The sequence below is a fragment of the Comamonas thiooxydans genome (genome assembly GCF_002157685.2).
In the GTDB taxonomy this organism is placed as follows: Bacteria; Pseudomonadota; Gammaproteobacteria; order Burkholderiales; family Burkholderiaceae_C; genus Comamonas; species Comamonas testosteroni_H.
Map to the genome: position 1 here is coordinate 709,913 of NZ_AP026738.1, position 19,684 is coordinate 729,596.

Annotated in this window: 15 protein-coding genes and 1 pseudogene; 6 read left to right on the top strand and 10 right to left on the bottom strand. The window is 64.4% G+C overall.

The genetic code is table 11. From position 1 onward, the window contains the following. Positions 1-44: 44 nt before the first annotated feature. The gene (locus CTR2_RS03195; RefSeq protein WP_003058848.1) at positions 45-266 is read left to right on the top strand and encodes a hypothetical protein; all 222 of its coding nucleotides are present in this window, start codon (positions 45-47) and stop codon (positions 264-266) included. A 70-nt stretch (positions 267-336) separates the two neighbouring features. Here CTR2_RS03195 and CTR2_RS03200 read toward each other — a convergent pair whose 3' ends face one another. After that, positions 337-837 (bottom strand): CreA family protein, encoded by a 501-nt coding sequence (locus CTR2_RS03200; RefSeq protein ID WP_087085106.1) that lies wholly within the window; start codon positions 835-837, stop codon positions 337-339. A 274-nt stretch (positions 838-1,111) separates the two neighbouring features. Here CTR2_RS03200 and CTR2_RS03205 point away from each other — a divergent pair, with 274 nt between their 5' ends. After that, the gene (locus CTR2_RS03205; RefSeq protein WP_087085105.1) at positions 1,112-2,311 is read left to right on the top strand and encodes an MFS transporter; all 1,200 of its coding nucleotides are present in this window, start codon (positions 1,112-1,114) and stop codon (positions 2,309-2,311) included. 12 nt (positions 2,312-2,323) lie between these two features. Here the strand turns inward: CTR2_RS03205 and CTR2_RS03210 are convergent. The 4 genes and pseudogenes from CTR2_RS03210 to CTR2_RS03225 form a co-directional block, all read right to left on the bottom strand. Beyond that, positions 2,324-4,630, bottom strand: a pseudogene (locus CTR2_RS03210) (TonB-dependent receptor). 84 nt (positions 4,631-4,714) lie between these two features. After that, positions 4,715-5,089 carry a DUF2946 family protein gene (locus CTR2_RS03215; RefSeq protein ID WP_176391752.1) on the bottom strand — a complete coding sequence of 125 codons (375 nt, stop codon included), beginning with the start codon at positions 5,087-5,089 and terminating at the stop codon, positions 4,715-4,717. A gap of 294 nt (positions 5,090-5,383) precedes the next feature. Beyond that, positions 5,384-7,954, bottom strand: a complete 2,571-nt coding sequence (cphA, locus tag CTR2_RS03220; RefSeq protein WP_087085103.1) for a cyanophycin synthetase — start codon at positions 7,952-7,954, stop codon at positions 5,384-5,386. A gap of 96 nt (positions 7,955-8,050) precedes the next feature. Beyond that, on the bottom strand, positions 8,051-10,231 hold the full coding sequence (locus CTR2_RS03225; RefSeq protein WP_087085256.1) for a cyanophycin synthetase: 2,181 nt from the start codon (positions 10,229-10,231) through the stop codon (positions 8,051-8,053). 225 nt (positions 10,232-10,456) lie between these two features. Here CTR2_RS03225 and CTR2_RS03230 point away from each other — a divergent pair, with 225 nt between their 5' ends. From CTR2_RS03230 to CTR2_RS03240, 3 genes are all read left to right on the top strand, one after another. Then, positions 10,457-12,754 carry a cyanophycin metabolism-associated ABC transporter gene (locus tag CTR2_RS03230; RefSeq protein WP_087085102.1) on the top strand — a complete coding sequence of 766 codons (2,298 nt, stop codon included), beginning with the start codon at positions 10,457-10,459 and terminating at the stop codon, positions 12,752-12,754. Continuing rightward, positions 12,751-13,242, top strand: coding sequence for a cyanophycin metabolism-associated DUF1854 family protein (locus CTR2_RS03235; protein ID WP_087085101.1), 492 nt, complete (start codon positions 12,751-12,753; stop codon positions 13,240-13,242). Before CTR2_RS03230 ends, CTR2_RS03235 begins: the two co-directional genes overlap by 4 nt. A gap of 205 nt (positions 13,243-13,447) precedes the next feature. Next, positions 13,448-13,885, top strand: coding sequence for a hypothetical protein (locus tag CTR2_RS03240; RefSeq protein WP_034357327.1), 438 nt, complete (start codon positions 13,448-13,450; stop codon positions 13,883-13,885). 65 nt (positions 13,886-13,950) lie between these two features. Here CTR2_RS03240 and CTR2_RS03245 read toward each other — a convergent pair whose 3' ends face one another. From CTR2_RS03245 to gspF, 4 genes are all read right to left on the bottom strand, one after another. Then, a complete protein-coding gene (locus tag CTR2_RS03245) occupies positions 13,951-14,418 on the bottom strand; it encodes an EF-hand domain-containing protein (RefSeq protein ID WP_087085100.1) in 468 nt (155 codons plus the stop codon). Between the two features lie 71 nt (positions 14,419-14,489). Next, positions 14,490-15,407, bottom strand: a complete 918-nt coding sequence (locus tag CTR2_RS03250) for a 5'-nucleotidase (protein WP_046461030.1) — start codon at positions 15,405-15,407, stop codon at positions 14,490-14,492. Between the two features lie 61 nt (positions 15,408-15,468). Beyond that, positions 15,469-16,671: an ammonium transporter gene (locus CTR2_RS03255; protein ID WP_087085099.1), complete on the bottom strand. Its 1,203-nt coding sequence runs from the start codon at positions 16,669-16,671 to the stop codon at positions 15,469-15,471. 132 nt (positions 16,672-16,803) lie between these two features. Continuing rightward, positions 16,804-18,027, bottom strand: a complete 1,224-nt coding sequence (gene gspF / locus CTR2_RS03260; protein WP_087085098.1) for a type II secretion system inner membrane protein GspF — start codon at positions 18,025-18,027, stop codon at positions 16,804-16,806. A gap of 160 nt (positions 18,028-18,187) precedes the next feature. Between gspF and CTR2_RS03265 the strand changes: the two genes are divergently transcribed. Continuing rightward, a complete protein-coding gene (locus CTR2_RS03265; protein WP_087085097.1) occupies positions 18,188-18,937 on the top strand; it encodes an SDR family NAD(P)-dependent oxidoreductase in 750 nt (249 codons plus the stop codon). A 71-nt stretch (positions 18,938-19,008) separates the two neighbouring features. On the opposite strand, the gene CTR2_RS03270 is transcribed toward CTR2_RS03265, so the two are convergent. Further along, positions 19,009-19,665 (bottom strand): glutathione S-transferase family protein, encoded by a 657-nt coding sequence (locus tag CTR2_RS03270; RefSeq protein ID WP_087085096.1) that lies wholly within the window; start codon positions 19,663-19,665, stop codon positions 19,009-19,011. Positions 19,666-19,684: the final 19 nt, after the last annotated feature.

Sequence of the window (19,684 nt, forward strand, 5' to 3'; positions counted from 1 at the left end):
TGCGGGTTGCACAGCGCCGGCTTCCACAAGCAGGGAGGAACACCATGAAAACCATCGATGAAATGCTGCACCTGGACCTGCTCACTCATGAACAGCATCTGCAGATCAGCCACTGGATCGACGATGCGCAGTCCCCCGAGGCCATTTTGCAGATGCCTGCCGGACTCTGGCAGGCCGTGGAGCGCGCCAGCCAGGCCATGGGCGTGAACGAGGATTTGCTGCGCCCGCCGGCGCTGGACGCTGGCGGCCTGACTTTCAGTCAGTAGGTCGCGGGGCCTGGCCTTGAGCTAAAACTGCCTCAAACGCAGGCTGCACAAGCGCAGCCTGCTCTGATTTTCATTTCAGCGGGATCGTCGTTGTCTGCGGCACTGCCACGGCGGTGACGCTGTTCTGGGGCGAGCCCTCGATCACCCGATCCGAGTAGGTCATATAGATCAGGGCGTTGCGCTTGGCATCCACCATGCGCACCACACGCAGGCGCTTGAACAGCAGCGAGGTACGCTCGGTAAACACCTCTTCCTGTTGCCTGAGCGGCGCGGGGAACTGGATATTGCCCGTGGCCTGACAGGCAATCGACGCTTCCGAGCGATCCTCGGCCAGGCCCAGGCCGCCCTTGATGCCGCCGGTCTTGGCGCGCGAGACATAGCAGGTCACGCCCGGCACCTTGGGGTCGTCATAGGCATCGACCACGATTTTGTGATCCGGACCAATCCACTTGAAGACGGTGTCCACGGCGCCGATCTGTTCGGCATGGCTCATGCCGACAAAGGCCATGGTTCCTACGGTGGCGGCCGCAACGGCCAGAACGGCGGAGAGCAATTTCATGGTGGTGCGCATACAGTGAATTAAGGGTTAACCCTTGACTTTTAACAGGGCATTGTGTCCCGGACAAGGGATTTGCAGCCGGCCTTAGGACAATACCGGCTGCTGCAGAGCTTTCTGTATTGCATCACGGTTTGCCCCGGCCTGCTGGCGGGCGCCGGCAGCTGAGACGCTGCCACAGGCATGACATAGCGCATGCCGGACTTCCGAACTCCCTCTTTGATCAGCGACGGCCCCTCGGGCAGTGGCTCCATGCAAGTGCCGCATCCGCCGGATGTGGCCGTTATCTATGTCGGTGAACGTTTCCGCGCCCGGTCTGAGCGCTTCTTCCCTGTTGCTGATGGCACTGGCCTGCGGCCTGTGTGCGGGCGGCAATTATTTCAACCAGCCGCTGCTGCACTCGATTGCCGCTCATTTCTCGGTCAGCGAGTCCGCGGCCGCGACCAGCGTGACGCTGGCCCAGGTCGCTTATGCGGCAGGCCTGCTGCTGCTGGCCCCGCTGGGCGACAAGCTGCAGCGCCGCGGCCTGGCCGTGAGCCTGATGCTGCTGGCGGCCCTGGGGCAGGCGCTGTGCGGCCTGGCGGGCCAGTTCGATCTGTTTCTGCTGGGCACGCTGATGGCCGGTCTGTTCTCGGTTGCGGCTCAGGTGCTGGTGCCCATGGCGGCGGCTCTGGCCCAGCCGGGTCAAAGCGGGCGGGCCGTCGGTTGGGTGATGAGCGGCCTGCTGCTGGGCATCTTGCTGGCGCGCAGCGTGGCCGGCATGGTCTCGGACGCCTGGGGCTGGCAAGCCGTCTACCAGGGCGCTGCGCTGGTGATGGCCGTGGTGGCGCTATGGCTGTGGAAGGCGCTGCCGGCATCGCGCAACCCCAGCCCTGTCAGTTATCCACAGGTGCTGAGAAGCATGTGGCATCTGCTGCGCAGTCAGCCGGGTCTGCGCCAGCGCACCCTGGTCAGCGCGCTGGCGTTCGCCTCGGTCAGCGTGCTGTTCTCGACCATGGCGCTGCAGTTGTCCAGCGGTCCCCTGGGCCTGGATGACGGGCAGATCGGCTTGATCGGTCTGGCAGGCGCGGCCGGTGCCCTGGTGGCCACGCAGGCGGGGCGACTGGTGGACAAGGGCCTGGGCCGCGTGAGCTGCGCCATCGGGGCGCTGGCTCTGCTGCTGTCCTGGCCTCTGCTATGGGTGGGCGGAGCGCATCTGGGCTGGTTTGTGCTGGGCATGGTGGTGATCGATCTGGGCCTGCAATGCCTGAACATCACCAACCAGGCCACGGTGGCCCAGTTGCTGCCCGCAGCGCGCGGTCGCATGAATGCCGTCTACATGACGGGCTATTTCACGGGCGCGGCAGCGGGCTCGGCGCTAGGCACGCTGGCCTGGCGCATCGACGGTTGGCAAGGTGCCTGCGTGCTGGGCCTGGCCCTGGCACTGCTGGCGTGCCTGGGCACTTTCAGGATGCGCAAGACCCATGGCCTGGTGGCCAGGCTGGCCTAGAGCCGCCGGCGTCTAAAGATCCCAGCGCAGTGAGGCACTAAAGGTTCTCTGCGGATAGGGATGGAAGTTCCAGTACTTGGCATTGTTGGCGTTGTCTATGCCGAAGGCCGCCGACAGTTGCTTGTCGATCTGATAGCGTGCCCGCAGATCGACGCTGAAATACTGGCTGGCGCCCATATAGGTGTCGGCATGCACATCGCTGTTGTCCAGATTCGAGTACTGGCGTCCGCTGTAGCGCGCGGCCACCGTCAGGGCCCAGCGTTCATCGGGCTTGTAGGTGGCCCAGGCCGTGGCACGCCAGCGTGGCACACGCGGCTGCCATTTGCCGACGCTGGCCGGGTTGGCGGCATTGGCCGTGATGCGCGAGTTCGCCCAGGTCAGGCTGCCGCCCAGGTCCAGCCCGCGAATCCACACCGACTGCGTCGAGTAGGCCAGCTCCAGCCCCGAGGTACGGACCTGATCCACGTTCTGCACCGCAGAGACGGTGGTGCCGGCAATCAGCTGGCTGTAGAGCGCATCGCGCGTGCGTTCATGGAACCAGGTGGCGCGCAGCAAACCATTGCCCAGATCCTGCTCGGCCGTCAGCTCGCCCGTCCAGGACTTTTCTGGTTTCAGATTCGGGTCGTTGATGAAGGACAGCGCACCGCCCGAAGTCGCGCCATACAGCTCGCCCACGGTGGGAAAGCGCACGGCCCGGCCCAGCGATGCCTTGAGCGTGGTGTCGCGGGCCAGCTGTTAGGCCAGCGCGGCCTTGGGCGAGAAATGCGATTCGCTGCGCTGGACGTAATTCAGCTGGCTGCTGGCCGTGGCGGTGTGGCCCTGGCTGGCTGTCCAGTCCTCCCAGCGCAGGCCCAGCACTGCCTTCCAGTCCCTGGTCAGCTGCCAGCTGTCCTGTGCCCAGGCATAGCGGGTCTCGGCCCTGCCGCCGACCTGGCTGACGACAGCCTGCTCGTTGGGCGGGCCGGACTGCCAGTCGCCCAGCACGTTGTATTTGCTGATGTTCAGCCGGTAGGCATCGCGGCCCAGGCCGAAGTCCACGATATGTGCGCCTTTCATTCCCTGCGGCCGCCATGTGCCCTTGGCGGCCAGCGTGTTCCAGCCCGTGCCGTCCTGATCCTGCAGCGTGCCCTTGCCGCCCAGATTGGCAGCCGGCTGGGCCACGGTGGGCACGCGCTGCTGATCCTTGCCGTAGTCGTACAGGCTGGCGCTGAGCTCCCAGTCAAACTCGCCCTGGGCATGACTTTTGAGCGAGACCCCGTGCATGGTGTGGGTCTGCTGGTCCTGGCTCAGTCCGAAGGCGGTATCGGCCAGCTTGTAGGTCTTGCCGTCGATATTGATGTTGCCGCTGTAGATGGGCTGGCCGTCAGGCCCGCGCAGATAGGTCTGTGAGCTGCCCTTGGCGCTGTTCTGCCACCAGCCCAGCGTGTAGCTGGCGCGCAGCGTGGGCGTGATGTCATAGGCCAGCTTGATCTTGGCGTGATCCTGCCGGGTGCGGTACTGCGTGCCGGCGCCCAGGATGTACCAGGGCTGGTTGGTGATATTGAGCCCGGCAATGGCGCCGGTCACGGGCGTGCCGGCACCGCCCGCCACGCCGGCGGACTGCAGCGCGGTGGGGAAGGTCATGGGCTGGCCCTGGCTGTCGCTGCGACTCAGGTTGATCCAGTACGACCAGTCCCCGCTTCTGCTGCCTATGGAAGCGCTGGTATTCCAGCTACGGTAATGGCCGCTGCTGCCCAGCACGTCGGCGCTCTGTTGGGCATAGCCGGCCGCCACATGGGCTTCGAGCTTGTCGGGCATGCGCGTCACATAGTCCACCACGGCACCGGCGGAGTTGCCGGGGTAGGCGGCCGAGAACGGGCCGTACATGACGTCGACGCGTTCGATCTCCTCGGGCGTCACCAGGCCCCAGCGCGGCGCATAGTTGCTGCCGTTGGCAATGCCATTGCCCAGATAGTTGGACAGCAGAATGCCGTCAGCATAGACGGCCGAGCGCGCGCTATTGCCCGTGCCCGAAGCCCGCGTGGAGAGGATGGCGTGGTTGTAGTCGCCGATATAGCGCTTGCGCACCAGCAGGCTGGGCAGATATTTGAGCGCGTCCTCGCTGTCTGTGGCATTGATGCGGGTCTCGATCTCCTCGCGCGTGATGCCTTCGATGGTGGTCGGAATCTGCGTGGGCAGCGAGCTGGGCTGACCGCCGTTGACGGTGACCACGCCCAGGGTCTTGGAGCGCTCGGGCAGGTCAGCGGAATCGGTCGAGGTCTGGGCCAGGCACGGCCATGCAATACCACTGACCACCAGTGGCAGAAAAATCTGTTTCATGAATGCTTACCTTGGGACGTGGTTGTCCCTATGAATCTGATAGCGGCCAGCGCAGATCGGAGCTGCGCTAGAGCCCGAAATGGTTCAGAGGTAAGCGGGAGGCGGCCCGCGCGCGGGCAGGGGCGCGGCGGTGATGGCGGCGATGCGTGCCCGCTCCACGGGCTGCAGCGCATGCCACAGCGGCGACTCGGTAGGGGGCGGCAGCTGCAGCGCGGGCGGAGGCGGTGCTGCATGGGGCAGGCACATGGGGCAATCGAGGTGGCCCGCACCCAGAACGCTGCCGCCGTCTTCGCCCTTGACGATCAGCTTGACCGCGCCGGTGCTGGTGCAGATCAGCTCAAACCCCTGAGACTGGATCAGCGGCGCGGCAGCCGCCACGCCCATAGACAGTGCCAGCCATGCCAGCACGCACCGGCCCAGCAGGCAGGTGGCTATGCGGTGAAGCTGTTGCAAGGTCATGGGGCGGGCGGTGCTGATATGCGTCCGCATCATACGGCGTCTGCCGCCTCAGACCATGCGTGAAAACCGCCGCGCAAGACCTGTCGCAGGTGCAAAGTGCTGTGACTTCAAATACAAAACCCGGCGCAAGGCCGGGTCGGTATGGAGATGCCGAGGGTTCATGCACGGCTCCTGGGCTGGAATATGGGCACTCGCTCAAGCGAGAGATGGCAAGCAAGAGCCTAGCCGGCCGCGCCGCCTCGCGGCGAGGCCGTCGTCCCCCTCAGGGGGAAGGCGCGTCAGCGCCTCAGGGGGTCACTGTCCATTCACATGCTTGCGCAGATGCTCCAGCGCTTCCTCCACCTGATCCACCAGCACCAGGCACAGGTCGCCGGGCTGCAGGCGGGCCAGAGCATGGTCGATGGCGAGGAACTCGCCATGGATCTCTGTGCTGTAGCTGGTGCGCGGCGCGCCTTCCAGGCCCTTTTTCAGCAGGGCCAGCACTTCTCCATCCACGCGGCCACGTTGGCAGGCGTCCTGATAGAGCACCACATCGTCGAACACCTTGCCCAGAATCTGGGTCTGCTCGGTGATGTCCTGGTCGCGGCGGTCGCCGGCGCCCGAAATCACCACGCTGCGGCGCTTGGCGGGCATGGCTTCCACGGCCTGCGACAGCGCGCGGATGGCGTCGGGGTTGTGGCCGTAGTCGGCAATGATGGTGGCGCCCTTGTAATCCATCACATTGAAGCGGGCAGGGGCGTTGTCGCTGTCGTTGAGGAAGCCGGCCAGACCACGGCGAATGGTCTGCCAGGGCAGGCCTGCGGCCCATGCGGCGCCGATGGAGGCCATGACGTTTTCCACCTGGAAGGTGATGGTGCCATTGCGGGTCAGCGGAATGTCGCGCAGTGCAATGCTCTCGCGCCAGGAACCTTCCGCGGCCACGATGGCATCGCCATCGACATAGACCACGCGGCTGCCCTGGGCACGGTGCGTGGCCATGACGGGGTGGTGGCGGTCGGCTGCAAAGAAGATGACCTTGCCAGGGCAGACATGGGCCATGGCCGCGACCAGCGGGTCGGCGGCGTTGAGCACGGCATAGCCCGTGGGGGCCACGTTCTGCACGATGACGCGCTTGAGCACGCCGACATCTTCCTTGGTGGTGATGAAGTTCAGGCCCAGGTGGTCGCCTTCGCCCACATTGGTGACTACGGCGACCTGGCAGCGGTCAAAGCCCAGGCCTTCACGCAAGATGCCGCCGCGTGCGCATTCCAGCACGGCCGCATCGGTCTCGGGGTGGGCCAGGGCGTTGCGTGCACTCTTGGGGCCGGAGCAGTCGCCGCTGTCGATCTGGCGGCCATTGACGTACACGCCATCGGTGTTGGTCATGGCGGTGCGCCAGCCATGCGAGGTGAACAGATGGGCGATCACGCGCGTGGTCGTGGTCTTGCCGTTGGTGCCGGTGACGGCGACCAGGGGGATGCGGCCGTCGTCGCCGGGCGCGAACAGCTCGTCCACCATGGGTACGCCCACGTTGCGGGGACGGCCGAAGGAGGGTGCCAGGTGCATGCGCAGGCCGGGGGCGGCGTTGACTTCCACGATGCCGCCGCTTTGCTCTTCCAGAGGCTTGAGCATGGTTTCGCAGACCACGTCCACACCGCAGATATGCAGACCGATGGTCTGCGCGGCCTCGATGGCACGGGCGGCTATTTCGGGATGCACGTCATCGGTCACATCGGTGGCGCTGCCGCCGGTGGACAGATTGGCGTTGTTGCGCAGCACCACGCGCTGGCCCTGGGCGGGCACGCTGTCAGGCGTCAGGCCTTCGCTGGCGATGCGGGCGATGGCGATATCGTCCAGGCGCACCTTGGTCAATGCCGTGCCGTGGCCGGAGCCGCGGCGGGGATCCTGGTTGACGATGTTCACCAGCTCGCGGATGGTGTGCTGTCCGTCGCCCAGCACCTGGGGCGGCTCGCGGCGGGCGGCTGCCACCAGCTGGCCGCCGACGACCAGCATGCGGAAGTCATGGCCGGGCAAAAAGCGCTCGACGAGGATCTCGTCGCCAAATTCGCTGGCGGTCTTGTAAGCGGCTTCCAGACCTTCGCGGGTGGTGATGTTCACCACCACGCCCTTGCCCTGGTTGCCGTCCTGGGGCTTGACCACCACGGGCAGACCCACTTCCAGGGCCACGGCCCAGGCGTCTTCCACGTCGGTGACGGGGCGGCCCATGGGCACGGGCACGCCGGCTGCGTGCAGCAGGCGCTTGGTCAGGTCCTTGTCCTGTGCAATGGATTCGGCCACGGCGCTGGTGGAGTCGATCTCGGCGGCCTGGAAGCGGCGCGCACGCGAGCCCCAGCCCAGTTGCACCAGCGAACCGGTGGTCAGGCGGCGGAAGGGAATGCCGCGTGCCACGGCGGCATCGACGATGGCGCCGGTCGAGGGCCCGATACGGTCGTCCTCGTCCAGCTCGCGCAGCTCGGCAATCGTGGCGTCGGCGTCGAAGGGCGTGTCGTTCAATGCGGCCTGAATCAGGGCTTCGGCGCGCTCCATGGCCAGCTTGCCCACGGATTCTTCGGTGTACTCGACCACCACCTGGAAGGTGCCGTGCTCCACGGTCTCATGGGTGCGGCTGAAGGTGACGGGGCAGCCCGCCTGGGCCTGCAGCGACAGGGCGGCGACTTCCAGCACATGGGCCAGCGACAGGCGCTGGTCCGCGCCATGCGGCTGCAGCGTACCGATGGTGGGGAAACGCGCACGCAGCTTTTCTTCAAAGCCGGGCATGGCGGTGTACAGCAGCTCGCTGTCTTCACAGTGCACGATGGCTTCGATGGCGGTGCTGCGGGTCCAGAGGTTGGGGCCGCGCAAGGCTCGGTTGCGAGTGATCTGCATAGTGTTTCTTTCAGCTGAATTTCAAGCTTTTTCTTGGCCTGACGCTTTTGTGGAAAGCGTCAGCAGCTATATCTTTTGAAGCGTTTTATGGGGCAATCAAGCCTGGTATTCAAAGGTCTTGATGCCGGCGCCGATCAGCTCGGGAGTGATGTCCAGCGCCCAGGCGGTAGCAATCGCGGCCAGCAGTGCGCTGGTCTCGGGGCGCTTGCCGCCGGCCAGGGACAGCGCTTCCAGCGTACCCAGCACCCGTTCCTGGGTGCCGGTGGCCAGCACCACGTTGTTGCCCTTGAGGAAGACGGCGCGGCCGCCTTCATGACGGGCTTCGGTATTGGCGCGGTGGGCGGCGACAAATTCATTGTCGGCGCCGGTGGCGTACAGAATGACTTCGCCGTCGCAGAGCTCGGCCAGGTCGGCCACTTCGGGCAGGTCGGCATTGAGCACGCCCGCGCCTTCGTCCAGCACCACGTCGATCTGGGTGCGCATCACGCGGCGCATCTGGCCGGGCTCCAGCACATCGTGATCGGCCAGCTGCTCGTAGCCGTCCATGTCGGTGACCACGCCGACCAGGCAGCGGTCATAGGCCAGGCCTTCTTCCAGAATGGAGCGGGCCGTGGTCTGAATGACGGCGGCTTCGGCCAGACGGTTGGTCAGCAGACGATGGGCACCGGCCCAGTTGGCGGTATTGGTCTTTTGCGTATGGCGATTGGCGAGGAACATGCCTTCGCCGCTGGCCACGCCGGTCAGCTTGCCCGACAGCTGCAGCAGCCAGCCGACCAGACGCGAAATGAAGGCGTTGTTGCGCGTGCCCACGATGCCGACAACGGGGATGCGACCGGCACCGGCACCGTCTTCACGGGGGAAGAGATGGTCGGCAATGGCCATGCCCACGGGGCGCGGTGCGCCGCTGGTGGGCTTGAGGTGCATCAGCAGGCCAGGGCCGGCGTTGACTTCGAGAATCGCTCCCTGGCCCTGCATGGGCTTGGAAACATCCTTGAGGATCATGTCCATGCCGGCGATGTCGAGGCCAACGATCTTGGCGGCCAGCACGGCGTAGTAAGCCACGTCGGGGTGCACGTCGTCCAGGCAGTCGATGGCCATATTGCCGTTGCGCTGCAGCAGCACGCTCTGACCCTGGGGAATCACGCTGTCGGGCGTCACATGCTGGCGGTTGAGTTCCAGCTTCACGGCGCCGGCTTCCAGATTGATCCAGTCCAGCGGGTATTCCTGCTCGGGGCCGCGGCGCGGGTCCTGGTTCAGCACTTCCACCAGCTCGCGCAGCGTGGCGTTGCCGTTGCCGTAGACGGAAACCGTCTCGCCCTTGGTGGCTGCCACCACCTTGCCGCCCACGACCAGCAGGCGGTGCTCCACGCCGTCGATGAATTTTTCGACGATCACGTCCGAGCCTTCGGGCTGGGCCAGTGCAAACGCGGCCTTGATGTCTGCTTCCTTGGACAGCTCCAGGGTCACGCCACGGGCATGGTTGCCGTCCGAAGGCTTGACGGTCACGGGAAAGCCGATGTCCTGCGCCACTTCCCAGGCTTCCTCGGGCGATGCCACGATCTGGCCTTCGGGCACGGGCACGCCGCAGGCGGCCAGCAGGCGCTTGGTGAAGTCCTTGTCCTGGGCAATGCCTTCGGCGATGGCGCTGGTCTGGTCGGACTCTGCCGTCCAGATGCGGCGCTGTGCCGCGCCATAACCCAGCTGCACCAGATTGCCGTCATTGAGGCGGATATGGGGAATGCGGCGCTCGCTGGCGGCATCGACGATGCAGCCGGTCGAAGGGCCCAGGTAGCGGTCGTTGATGGCCGTCTTGATGGCATGTACGGCGGGCTTGAGGTCGAACGGCTCGTCATTGATGGCCGCCATCAGCAGCTTGTGCCCATATTCCAGCGCCACGCGGGCCACGGCTTCTTCAGGGCAGCGGAACACCATGCGGTACACGCCACGCCTGGAGATTTCGCGGGTCTGACCGAACTCGGCGGGCATGCCGGCCAGGTTCAGCAGTTCGATGATGACATGCTCCATCACATGACCCATCCAGGTGCCGCCTTCCAGGCGCTGGATGAAGCCACCGCGCTCGCCGACGCCGCAGGTGTGCTCGATCAGGTCGGGCAACCAGCTGGTCAGGCGCTCGTTGAGGCCGGGGATCTTGTTGGACGGATAGTCTTCCAGCTCTCCCAGATCCAGCCAGACCTCCAGTACCGGGCGGTAGGTCCAGACACTGGGGCCACGCAGGAAAGTTGTGCGCAAGAGTTGGATGTCGTTGAATTTCGCCATGTTGATCAGCGGATAGGAATGAGGAGAGCAGGTTTTCTTAAACTCCTGCCCCTGATAGGTTGGCATTGTGCGCCCAGAATCTGCATTGTGAAGCTTGTCAGCCTAAATGCAGGTTCGCGCGTTAACCAGGGTGTATCGGACGTCAGGCGCAGCCATATTCACCATGCCGAAGCGGTTGCCCGCATGACTCTTGGAGCCGCCATCGGCGGAGAAAAATAACTCAACATGCAACATCACCATACTGTGGACGCCTCGGCAGTCTTCGCCGGCCCCCTGGGGGGCGAGCTGCGAGCAAGACTCGCTGAACATGAAAACGTATTAGCCGTCGTCCCGGTTGACCTGAGTGCGGATTTGCAGTTCGGCAGCGGCCTGCTGGCCCTGACCCAGGAGCGTCTGCTGGCCTGTGATCCCCAGACCCGGCAGTGGCGTGCATGGGCCCTGGCGGTAGATCAAAGCCTGCGCCTGCAGGATCATGGCGGTGTGGGCAACCTGGAACTGCATGACAGGAGCGCGCGTCTTGCACAGTGGCTGATCACGCTGAAGCATCAGACCTCCATGCTGCAGCTGATGCAGCAGTTCGACCGCCAGCGCGAGCGCATCGCCCGTCAGGAGGCCTATAGCGCGGTCAGCGAAGAGGATGTGGCGCATTGCCCGGTCTGCCACTCGGTGCTGCCGCCCGATACCGAAGAATGCCCGGCCTGCGCACGCCAGCAGGCGCCCCAGACCTCCACCTGGGTGCTGCTGCGCCTGTGGCGTTTTGCCAAACCCTATCAGGGCCAGTTGCTGCTGGGCTTCTTGCTGACCCTGGCCACCACGGCGGCCCAGTTGGTGGCGCCTTATCTGACCATCCCGCTGATGGACAAGATCCTGATTCCGTTCCAGAACGGCGAAAAGATCAACCGGGATCTGGTTTTCTTCTATCTGGGCATGCTGCTGCTGTCGGCGCTGCTGGCCTGGGCATTGGGCTGGGCACGTACTTTCGTGCTGGCCAAGGTGTCCGAGCGCATAGGCTCCAATCTGCGCACCACCACCTACAACCACTTGCTGAACCTGTCGGTGGATTACTACGGCAGCAAGCGTACGGGGGATCTGATGGCGCGTATCGGTGCCGAAACCGATCGCATCAATCTGTTTCTGTCGCTCAACGCACTTGATTTTGCAACCGATGTGCTGATGATCGTGATGACGTCGGCCATCCTGTTCTCCATCAACCCCTGGCTGGCGCTGGTCACGCTGGTGCCGCTGCCCTTCATCGCCTGGATGATCCATACCGTGCGCGACCGTCTGCGCACCGGCTTTGAGAAGATAGACCGGGTCTGGTCCGAGGTGACCAATGTGCTGGCCGACACCATTCCCGGTATCCGCGTGGTCAAGGCTTTCGCCCAGGAAAAGCGTGAAGCCGACCGCTTTGCCGACGCCAACCTGATCAATCTGCAGGCCAACGACAAGGTCAACAAGACCTGGTCGCTGTTCACCCCCACGGTGACGCTGCTGACCGAGGTCGGCATTCTGGTGGTCTGGGGCTTCGGCATCTATCTGGTGGCCGGCGGCTCCATCACGGTCGGTGTGCTGACCGCCTTCATCGCCTATATCGGTCGTTTCTATACCCGCCTGGATTCGATGAGCCGCATTGTCTCGGTCACGCAGAAGGCGGCTGCCGGTGCCAAGCGCATCTTCGACATCCTCGACCATGTCAGCAATGTGCCCGAGCCCAGCAACCCCGTGAAGCTGCCCGGCAAGGCCAAGGGTGCCATCACCATGGAGGATGTGGGCTTTCGCTACGGCAGCCGCGCCGTCATCAAGCATCTGAACCTGCAGATCAAGCCCGGCGAGATGATCGGCCTGGTCGGTCACAGCGGCTCGGGCAAGAGCACCCTGGTGAATCTGATCTGCCGCTTCTACGACGTCTCCGAGGGCTCCATCCAGCTCGACGGCGTGGACGTGCGCCGCATGTCTGTGTCCGACTACCGCAGCAATATCGGCCTGGTGCTGCAGGAGCCCTTCCTGTTCTTTGGCACGATTGCCGAGAACATCGCCTATGGCAAGCCCGATGCCACGCGCGAGGAAATCGTGGCCGCGGCGCGTGCCGCCCACGCCCACGAGTTCATCCTGCGCCTGCCTCACGGTTATGACTCCCTGGTCGGCGAGCGTGGCCAGGGCCTGTCGGGTGGCGAGCGCCAGCGCATCTCCATCGCGCGTGCGCTGCTGATCGATCCGCGCATCCTGATCCTCGATGAAGCCACCTCGGCCGTGGATACCGAGACCGAAAAGGAAATCCAGAAGGCGCTGGACAACTTGGTCCAGGGGCGCACCACGATCGCCATTGCCCACCGCCTGTCCACCTTGCGCAAGGCAGACCGTCTGGTGGTCATGGATCGTGGCGAAATCGTCGAAGTGGGTCCGCACGACGAGCTGATGGACCTCAAGGGCCATTACTTCCGCCTGTACGACGCGCAGGCACGCCGTGCCGAAGAGGATGCACAAGCGGCCGGCCTCAAGCTGCAGACCAAGGAACCCCAATGATCGAAGCTCCCCAATCCAATCTGAGCGGCATGCAGCTGGAGCGCAACGCCCATGGCCGTCTGGTGCTGACGCTGGGCAACGGCCTAGTCTACGAAGCCGTCGTTCCCGTGCGTGCATTCCCGATTGCCGCGCCTGCCGAAGGACTGTCGCTGATCGCCGCCGATGGCAAGGAAGCGTTGTGGGTGGCCCGCATGGCCGACCTGCAGCCCGAGCATCGTCAGCTGATCGAGCAGGACCTGGCCGTGCGGGAGTTCGTGCCGACCATCGAGCGCATCCTCAAGGTCTCGAGCTTTTCCACCCCCAGCACCTGGGAGCTGCAGACGGATCGAGGCCTGACGCATATGGTGCTCAAGGCCGAGGAAGATATCCGCAAGCTGGCCGGGCGCACCCGACTGCAGATTACGGGCCAAGATGGCGTGCAATACCGGATTCCCGACAGCAGCAAGCTGGACAGGCATTCGCGCAAGCTGCTGGAGCGCTTTCTGTAAGCTGTGCCGCGCAACTATTTCAAGGGCTTCGCATAATCGCGAGGCCCTTTTTTGTATCAAATTGCGCAGGGGTGCTTGATATATATAGGCTAATAGCTATCAAAATAGGATTGAAAATAATCCTACAGTTTTCTCAAGCGTGGCCGATAACAGGGCGAGATAGCTGTTTTTCCGCCTGCACCTTTTTACTGCCGAGGGCCAAGCCATGCAAATTCCACCTCTAGACCGGACACAGACGCCCTGGCGTACCCAGGGTGCGGATTTGTATTCCACAGGCGCCTCTGGCGCCGCACCGGTGCGCCCCGTGAATGCGGTGAATGCCACGGAGTCGGTGGACAAGATTGGCGAAGGCCGCACGGTGCGCGAGCCCGAGAAGCCTTCGGCTCCCGATACCGAAAACCGCGACTGGACGCTGGCCGAGGAGGTCAAGCAGAAGGAAGAGGTCGAGGAGCCGCCCAAGGAGCCGATCTCCAAGCAGCTGATCGAGTTCATCCAGTCCATGTGGCGCGCCAGTGCCCAGGCGGTGGAGCAGGCGCAGGAAACCAGCAAGTCGGAAGATCTGCTGCAGAGCAAGCAGACGGCGCGCAATGAGCCGCTGACTTATTCCGAACCCCGGATAAAGCGCAGCGGCAACGCCAAGTAAGCGATTGCTTTTATTTTGAGAGCTGATTGCGCTTGATATTCAAGCGCTTCAGCTATTTTTATATCTTATTTGCCTTCAGGATCAGCGCTGTCAGCTTCTGATTTGTGAGCATCGTCCTTGGCTGGTGCAGCTGCCACGGCTTCCGCGGCCTTGGCCTTTTCACGCGCAGCCCGGTATTTGACGGCAAAGGCGCGCACTTCCTCATAGGTGACAAAGCCGTCCTTGTTGGTGTCGGTTTCGTCAAAGGCGGCGGCCAGCTTGGGGATGATGGCCACTTCCTTGCGGCTGAGCTTTCCATCCTGATTGAAGTCCAGCATCTTGAACTGCTGCTGGGCCTTGATCTCGCCTTTGGAGAGCTGGGTTCCCTGTCTTTCCGCCACCTTGTCGCCGGCGGATTCCTCGGCGCGCACCGTGGGTAGCAGCAGCACGGCGCTGGTCAGCAGCACGCCCATGGCGGTCTTCATGACCGAGCTGCTGCGTGCGACGATGGGGTGGTTCTTGGCTTTTGACATAGCGGTACAGATGAGGGCCATGGCGGCATTCTCAAGCTCCGTCCCGCCGCACTTTCAAAGTTTTGCATTCGCTTGCCGGACTTTGCCAAGTTTTACGTAGGCAGCGCCGCCTTGTCGTGGGCAATGCCGCTGCGCACATGGCCCGAGGGAACATGCCCGGCCGCATTGCGCACATGGCCGGTCTGGTCGTCGAAGAAGAAATCGGGCTCGAACTCGCGCAGAAACCCGCCCTTGGCCAGTCCGCCGAGGAACATGGCTTCATCGACATCGATCTTCCAGTCCATCAGCGTATTCAGCGCGCGTTCATGGGCCGGGGCGCTGCGCGCCGTGACCAGGGCCGTGCGCACGCGCATGCCGGCCACATCGGCCTGCTGCAGCCGGTGCAGGGCGGCCAGCAGCGGCTTGAACGGGCCTTCGGGCAGTGGCTGGGCGGCTTTCTCCAGCTCATGCTGCTGGAAAGCCTCCAGGCCCTGGGCCTGGAAGATGCGCTCGGCCTCGTCGGAAAACAGCACGGCATCGCCGTCGAAAGCGATGCGCACTTCGCGGGGATGGCTGCTGCTGGCACGCATGGAGTCGGTGAACACATGGGCGGCCGGGTAGCCCAGCTGCAGTGCCTGGGTCACGTCGTCGGCATTCGCCGACAGAAACAGCTGGGCTCCCAGCGGGCGCAGATAGCCGAAGGGGTCGCGTCCTTGGGTGAACACGCCGCGCTGTATGGAGTGCAGGCCGTGGGCCTGGGCAGAGCGGAAGACGCGCATGCCGCTGACGGGGTCGTTGCGCGAGAGCAGCACCACTTCCACATGCTGCTGTGCCTCGGTGTTGAAGGCCAGCAGCTTCTTGACCAGCGAGAAGGCCACGCCGGGCGCGGCAGGCACGTTGAGCCGCTCGCGCTGCAGGCGCAGATAGCTCGCCGGGTCGCTGTCCTCGAAGAGGCGGTTTTCCTCCTCGAAATCGAACAGGGCTCGCGAGGAGATGGCAACGACGAGCTTGTCGTTCAGGGTCATGGCCATGGCGGTACGGCTTTAAGCGGATGTGCAGACAAGCTCCGATGATACGCAGGCCGCCTGGCCCTCACCAGTTGGCTTCGCGCTCGGGCGTGGCACTGATGTGGTGTATGGACAGATCGGCCCCGTCGAACTCCTGCTCCTGGCTCAGGCGCAGCCCCATGGTCTTCTTGAGCAGGCCGTAGACCAGCAGACCGCCCAGCGCGGCCCAGGCCACGCCCATCAGCGTGCCTATGAGCTGGGCCAGCGGATGCACGCCGCCAAGCCCGCCCAGCGCCTGCGTGCCGAAGATGCCGGCCGCAATGCCGCCCCAGGCACCGCACAGACCGTGCAGCGGCCACACGCCCAGCACATCGTCGATCTTCCATTTGTTCTGCGTCAGCGTGAACATGAAGACAAAGATGGCGCCTGCGGCAGCCCCCACGACGAGGGCCCCCAGAGGATGCATCAGATCCGAGCCCGCGCAGACGGCGACCAGGCCGGCCAGCGGGCCGTTGTGCACAAAACCCGGGTCGTTTTTGCCCACTGCCAGGGCTGCCAGCGTGCCGCCCACCATGGCCATCAGCGAATTCACGGCGACCAGGCCGGAGATCTTGTCCAGGTTCTGGGCACTCATCACATTGAAGCCGAACCAGCCCACGATCAGAATCCAGGCGCCCAGCGCCAGAAAAGGAATGCTGGAGGGTGGTGTGGCGGCAATCGCTCCGCCCTGGCGGTAACGGTTGCGGCGCGGGCCCAGCAGCAGCACGGCTCCCAGGGCGATCCAGCCGCCCACGGCGTGCACCACCACGCTGCCGGCAAAGTCATGGAACTCGGAGCCGGTCAGCGCCTTGATCCAGGCCTGGACGCCGAAATGCTGGTTCCAGGCAATGCCCTCGAAGAAGGGATAGATCAGGCCCACGATCATGGCCGTGGCGATCAGCTGGGGCCAGAACTTGGCGCGCTCGGCAATGCCGCCCGAGATGATGGCGGGAATGGCGGCGGCAAAGGTCAGCAGAAAGAAGAACTTGACCAGGCCGTAGCCGTTGAGCGCAGCGAGCTGCTCGGCGCCCACGAAAAAGTGCGTGCCGTAGGCCACGCCATAGCCGAGAGCGAAATAGACCACGGTGGAGACCGAGAAGTCGACCAGGATCTTGACCAGGGCATTGACCTGGTTCTTGCGGCGCACGGTGCCCAGCTCCAGAAAAGCGAAACCGGCGTGCATGGCCAGGACCATGACGGCGCCCATCAGAATGAACAGGGCATCCGCGCCCTGTTTTAGTGCTTGCATGAAAACGCTCCAGCTGAAATTTGCTATTTATTGGTGCGAAATTGAGGGAAATACCCGCAATGCACTAAAAGAAAGCAAGAATTGCGCCAAGCTGGAGTGGGCGCTTCCGCACCGCTGCGGGCGCGGAAGCGCCTATTTGACGAACTGGTTGAGCTGGATGATGGGCATGAGCACGGCCAGCACGATGAGCATGACCACCAGTCCCATGACGGCGATGAGCAGCGGCTCGAGGATCGTGGCCAGGTGCATGGCGCGGCGCTGGACCTCGGTGGACAGCTGGGTGGCGGCACGCTGCAGCATCAGCGGTAGCTGGCCCGTCTGCTCGCCCAGCCGGGCGAACATGGCGACCAGGCCCGGAAAGCGCTTCTTCTGAGCCAGGGCCGAGGCCAGTGGCGCGCCTTCGCGCACCAGTACCAGGGCATCCATGGCATCGGCGCGCAGGGCGCGGTTGTTCAGCGTCTCGGCCGCGGCCTGCAAGGCCTTGAGAATGGGCACGCCCGCTCCGGCCAACATGGCCAGGGTGCCGGCAAAGCGCGCCGCGTTATAGCTGCGCGAGAGCCGGCCTATGAGCGGCAGACGCAGCCACTGGGCATCGAAGCGCTCGCGGAATGCCTCGTTCCTGAGCGCCAGCCGAAAGCCCACGGCAGCCAGCAGCAGCACGGCCAGCATGAACCAGCCGTAGTGGCGCACAAAGTCGCTGATGCCGAGCATGACCACGGTGAGAAACGGCAGCGCACGCTTGGTGCCGGCAAACACGCCGGCCACCTGCGGCACCACATAGCTGACCAGAAAGATCACGATGACGATGGCCACCAGCGTCACGATGGCTGGATACAGCGAGGCGCCGATGAGCTTGGATTGCAATGCCTGGCGCGCCTCCAGGTCGTCGGCCAGGTTTTCCAGCACCGGACCCAGACTGCCGCTGGATTCGCCGGCGCCGATCACGGCGCAGAAGATATCGGAAAACTCGCGCGGATGCTGTTCCAGCGCCCTGGCAAAGCTGGAGCCGGCATTGACCTCGGCCCTCAGCGCTGCAACCAACTGATGCTGGCGTTCGTCCTCGGCTTCCTCGGACAGCGCGGCCAGTGCGCGCTCTATGGGCAGGCCGGAGCTGACCAGGCCCGAGAGCTGGCGGGTCCATACCGCGAGGCTGGTGGAGTTGAAGACCGGGCGCGTGAACCATCCGGAAGCGCCGGTGCGGCCCTGGCCCTTGCCTGCGGCGACGGGCTCGACCTGCAGCGGCACCAGGGCCTGGCTGCGCAGCTGGCTGCGCGCGGCACGGGCGTTGTCGGCTTCCAGGGTGCCCTTGCGGGTCTGGCCCTGGGCATCCAGGGCTTCAAAGGTAAAGGCGGGCATGCGCGAATCGATCTGACGGGTGAGGGGTTAATGCAGATAGTAGCGACTAATGATGTCAGCACTTCGGCGTTTGAGAGAGCGAGCCCGGCTTGACGCAGGTCATGACTGCCGCGGCCGGGCTCGGCACAATGGTCTGCCGATTCAAGAATGCGAGGTTTCGATGCTCAAGGACAAGGTTGCATTGGTGACGGGGGCTGCATCCGGCATAGGCCGCTGTGTGGCGCTGACATGGGCCAGGGAAGGCGCGCGCGTGGTGCTGGCCGACCTCAACGAGGAGCAGGGCCAGGAGACCGCAGCCCTGGTGCGCGAGCTGGGCGCAGAGGCACAGTATCTGCGCGCCGACGCCGGCAGCGCGGCGGACCATGAAGCGCTGGTGGCCTTGACCATGCGCCACTTCGGCCGCCTGGACGTGGCCTGCAACAACGCCGGCATCGGCGGCGTCAGCGCGCCCACGGCCGACTATCCGCTGGATGCCTGGGAGCAGGTGCTGCGCGTCAATCTCTCTGGCGTCTTCTATGCCTGCAAATACCAGATAGCCGCCATGCTGCAGGGCGGCGGCGGCTCCATCATCAATATGGCGTCCATCCTCGGTGCCGTGGGCTTTGCCAACTCTGCGGCCTATACAGCCGCCAAGCATGGCGTGCTGGGTCTGACCAAGGCGGCAGCACTCGAATATTCGGCCAGGGGCGTGCGCGTCAATGCCGTGGGACCGGGCTTTATCCAGACCCCCATGATCAGCGGTCTGGAGCAGGATCCGGCCACGCATGCGGCGCTGGTGGCGGCCCATCCCATGGGGCGCCTGGGCCAGCCCGAAGAGATTGCCGAGCTGGTGGCCTGGCTGGCCAGTGACCGCGCGTCGTTTGTGACGGGCGCTTATTACCCGGTCGACGGCGGTTACTTGGCGCGCTGAGTGGTTTGCAGCGGTTTGCTATAGGTTTTGATTGCCCTGCGCTTGACTGGCAGGCGCTACGGGCGAAAACCTTAAACGACTGGCGCCATGGCTGCGGCTTGCATATCGCCGTCGATCTCGTCGGCGCGCACCGAGGCTGCACGCTGCAGCAGCGGCGTGGCATAGGCCTCGAATTCGGGCCGCTTGGGCAAGCTGCCATCCATCATGCTCCAGCCGATATAGCTGGCCAGATACAGATCGGCGGCTGTGAAGTGGTCGCCGCATACATAGCGTTTGCCGGCCACCGCATGCAGCAAGGTGTTCAGCACGTCGTCAAAGCGGCCAAAGCCCGCGCTCATGGCCTGCTGATGAGTTTGCGATTGCAGCCAGCCTTCGTTGCGGGCGGTTGTGACGGCCTCCACCGGCCCGGCGACAAAGAACAGCCAGCGAAAGTAGCTGGCGCGCTCCGTGCTGCCCATCGCCGGGGCCAGTCGTTTCTCGGGGAAAAGCTCGGCCAGATAGGCGAGGATGGCTCCGGTCTCGGTGACCACGGCATCGCCATGCTGCAGCGCCGGGACCTTGCCCATGGGGTTGATGGACAGGTACTCGGGCGACTTCATCTCGGGCCCGAATTCCAGGTCAACGGTTTCATAGTCGGCACCGCATTCCTCCAGCATCCAGCGCACCATGCGGGCGCGTGATCTGGGGTTGCTGAAAAAGCGCAGCTTGGGCTGTTGAGATGTGGACATTGCGGCTCTCCTTGGCGGG

Bases quoted from the DNA above. Each gene is read 5' to 3' on its own strand.
- CTR2_RS03265 (WP_087085097.1), top strand. From the start codon at position 18,188: ATGCTCAAGGACAAGGTTGCATTGGTGACGGGGGCTGCATCCGGCATA.
- CTR2_RS03270 (WP_087085096.1), bottom strand. From the start codon at position 19,665: ATGTCCACATCTCAACAGCCCAAGCTGCGCTTTTTCAGCAACCCCAGA.
- CTR2_RS03225 (WP_087085256.1), bottom strand. From the start codon at position 10,231: ATGGCGAAATTCAACGACATCCAACTCTTGCGCACAACTTTCCTGCGT.
- CTR2_RS03200 (WP_087085106.1), bottom strand. From the start codon at position 837: ATGCGCACCACCATGAAATTGCTCTCCGCCGTTCTGGCCGTTGCGGCC.
- CTR2_RS03255 (WP_087085099.1), bottom strand. From the start codon at position 16,671: ATGCAAGCACTAAAACAGGGCGCGGATGCCCTGTTCATTCTGATGGGC.
- CTR2_RS03235 (WP_087085101.1), top strand. From the start codon at position 12,751: ATGATCGAAGCTCCCCAATCCAATCTGAGCGGCATGCAGCTGGAGCGC.
- CTR2_RS03230 (WP_087085102.1), top strand. From the start codon at position 10,457: ATGCAACATCACCATACTGTGGACGCCTCGGCAGTCTTCGCCGGCCCC.
- CTR2_RS03215 (WP_176391752.1), bottom strand. From the start codon at position 5,089: ATGACCTTGCAACAGCTTCACCGCATAGCCACCTGCCTGCTGGGCCGG.
- CTR2_RS03195 (WP_003058848.1), top strand. From the start codon at position 45: ATGAAAACCATCGATGAAATGCTGCACCTGGACCTGCTCACTCATGAA.
- gspF (WP_087085098.1), bottom strand. From the start codon at position 18,027: ATGCCCGCCTTTACCTTTGAAGCCCTGGATGCCCAGGGCCAGACCCGC.
- CTR2_RS03245 (WP_087085100.1), bottom strand. From the start codon at position 14,418: ATGGCCCTCATCTGTACCGCTATGTCAAAAGCCAAGAACCACCCCATC.
- CTR2_RS03240 (WP_034357327.1), top strand. From the start codon at position 13,448: ATGCAAATTCCACCTCTAGACCGGACACAGACGCCCTGGCGTACCCAG.
- CTR2_RS03250 (WP_046461030.1), bottom strand. From the start codon at position 15,407: ATGGCCATGACCCTGAACGACAAGCTCGTCGTTGCCATCTCCTCGCGA.
- cphA (WP_087085103.1), bottom strand. From the start codon at position 7,954: ATGCAGATCACTCGCAACCGAGCCTTGCGCGGCCCCAACCTCTGGACC.
- CTR2_RS03205 (WP_087085105.1), top strand. From the start codon at position 1,112: ATGTCGGTGAACGTTTCCGCGCCCGGTCTGAGCGCTTCTTCCCTGTTG.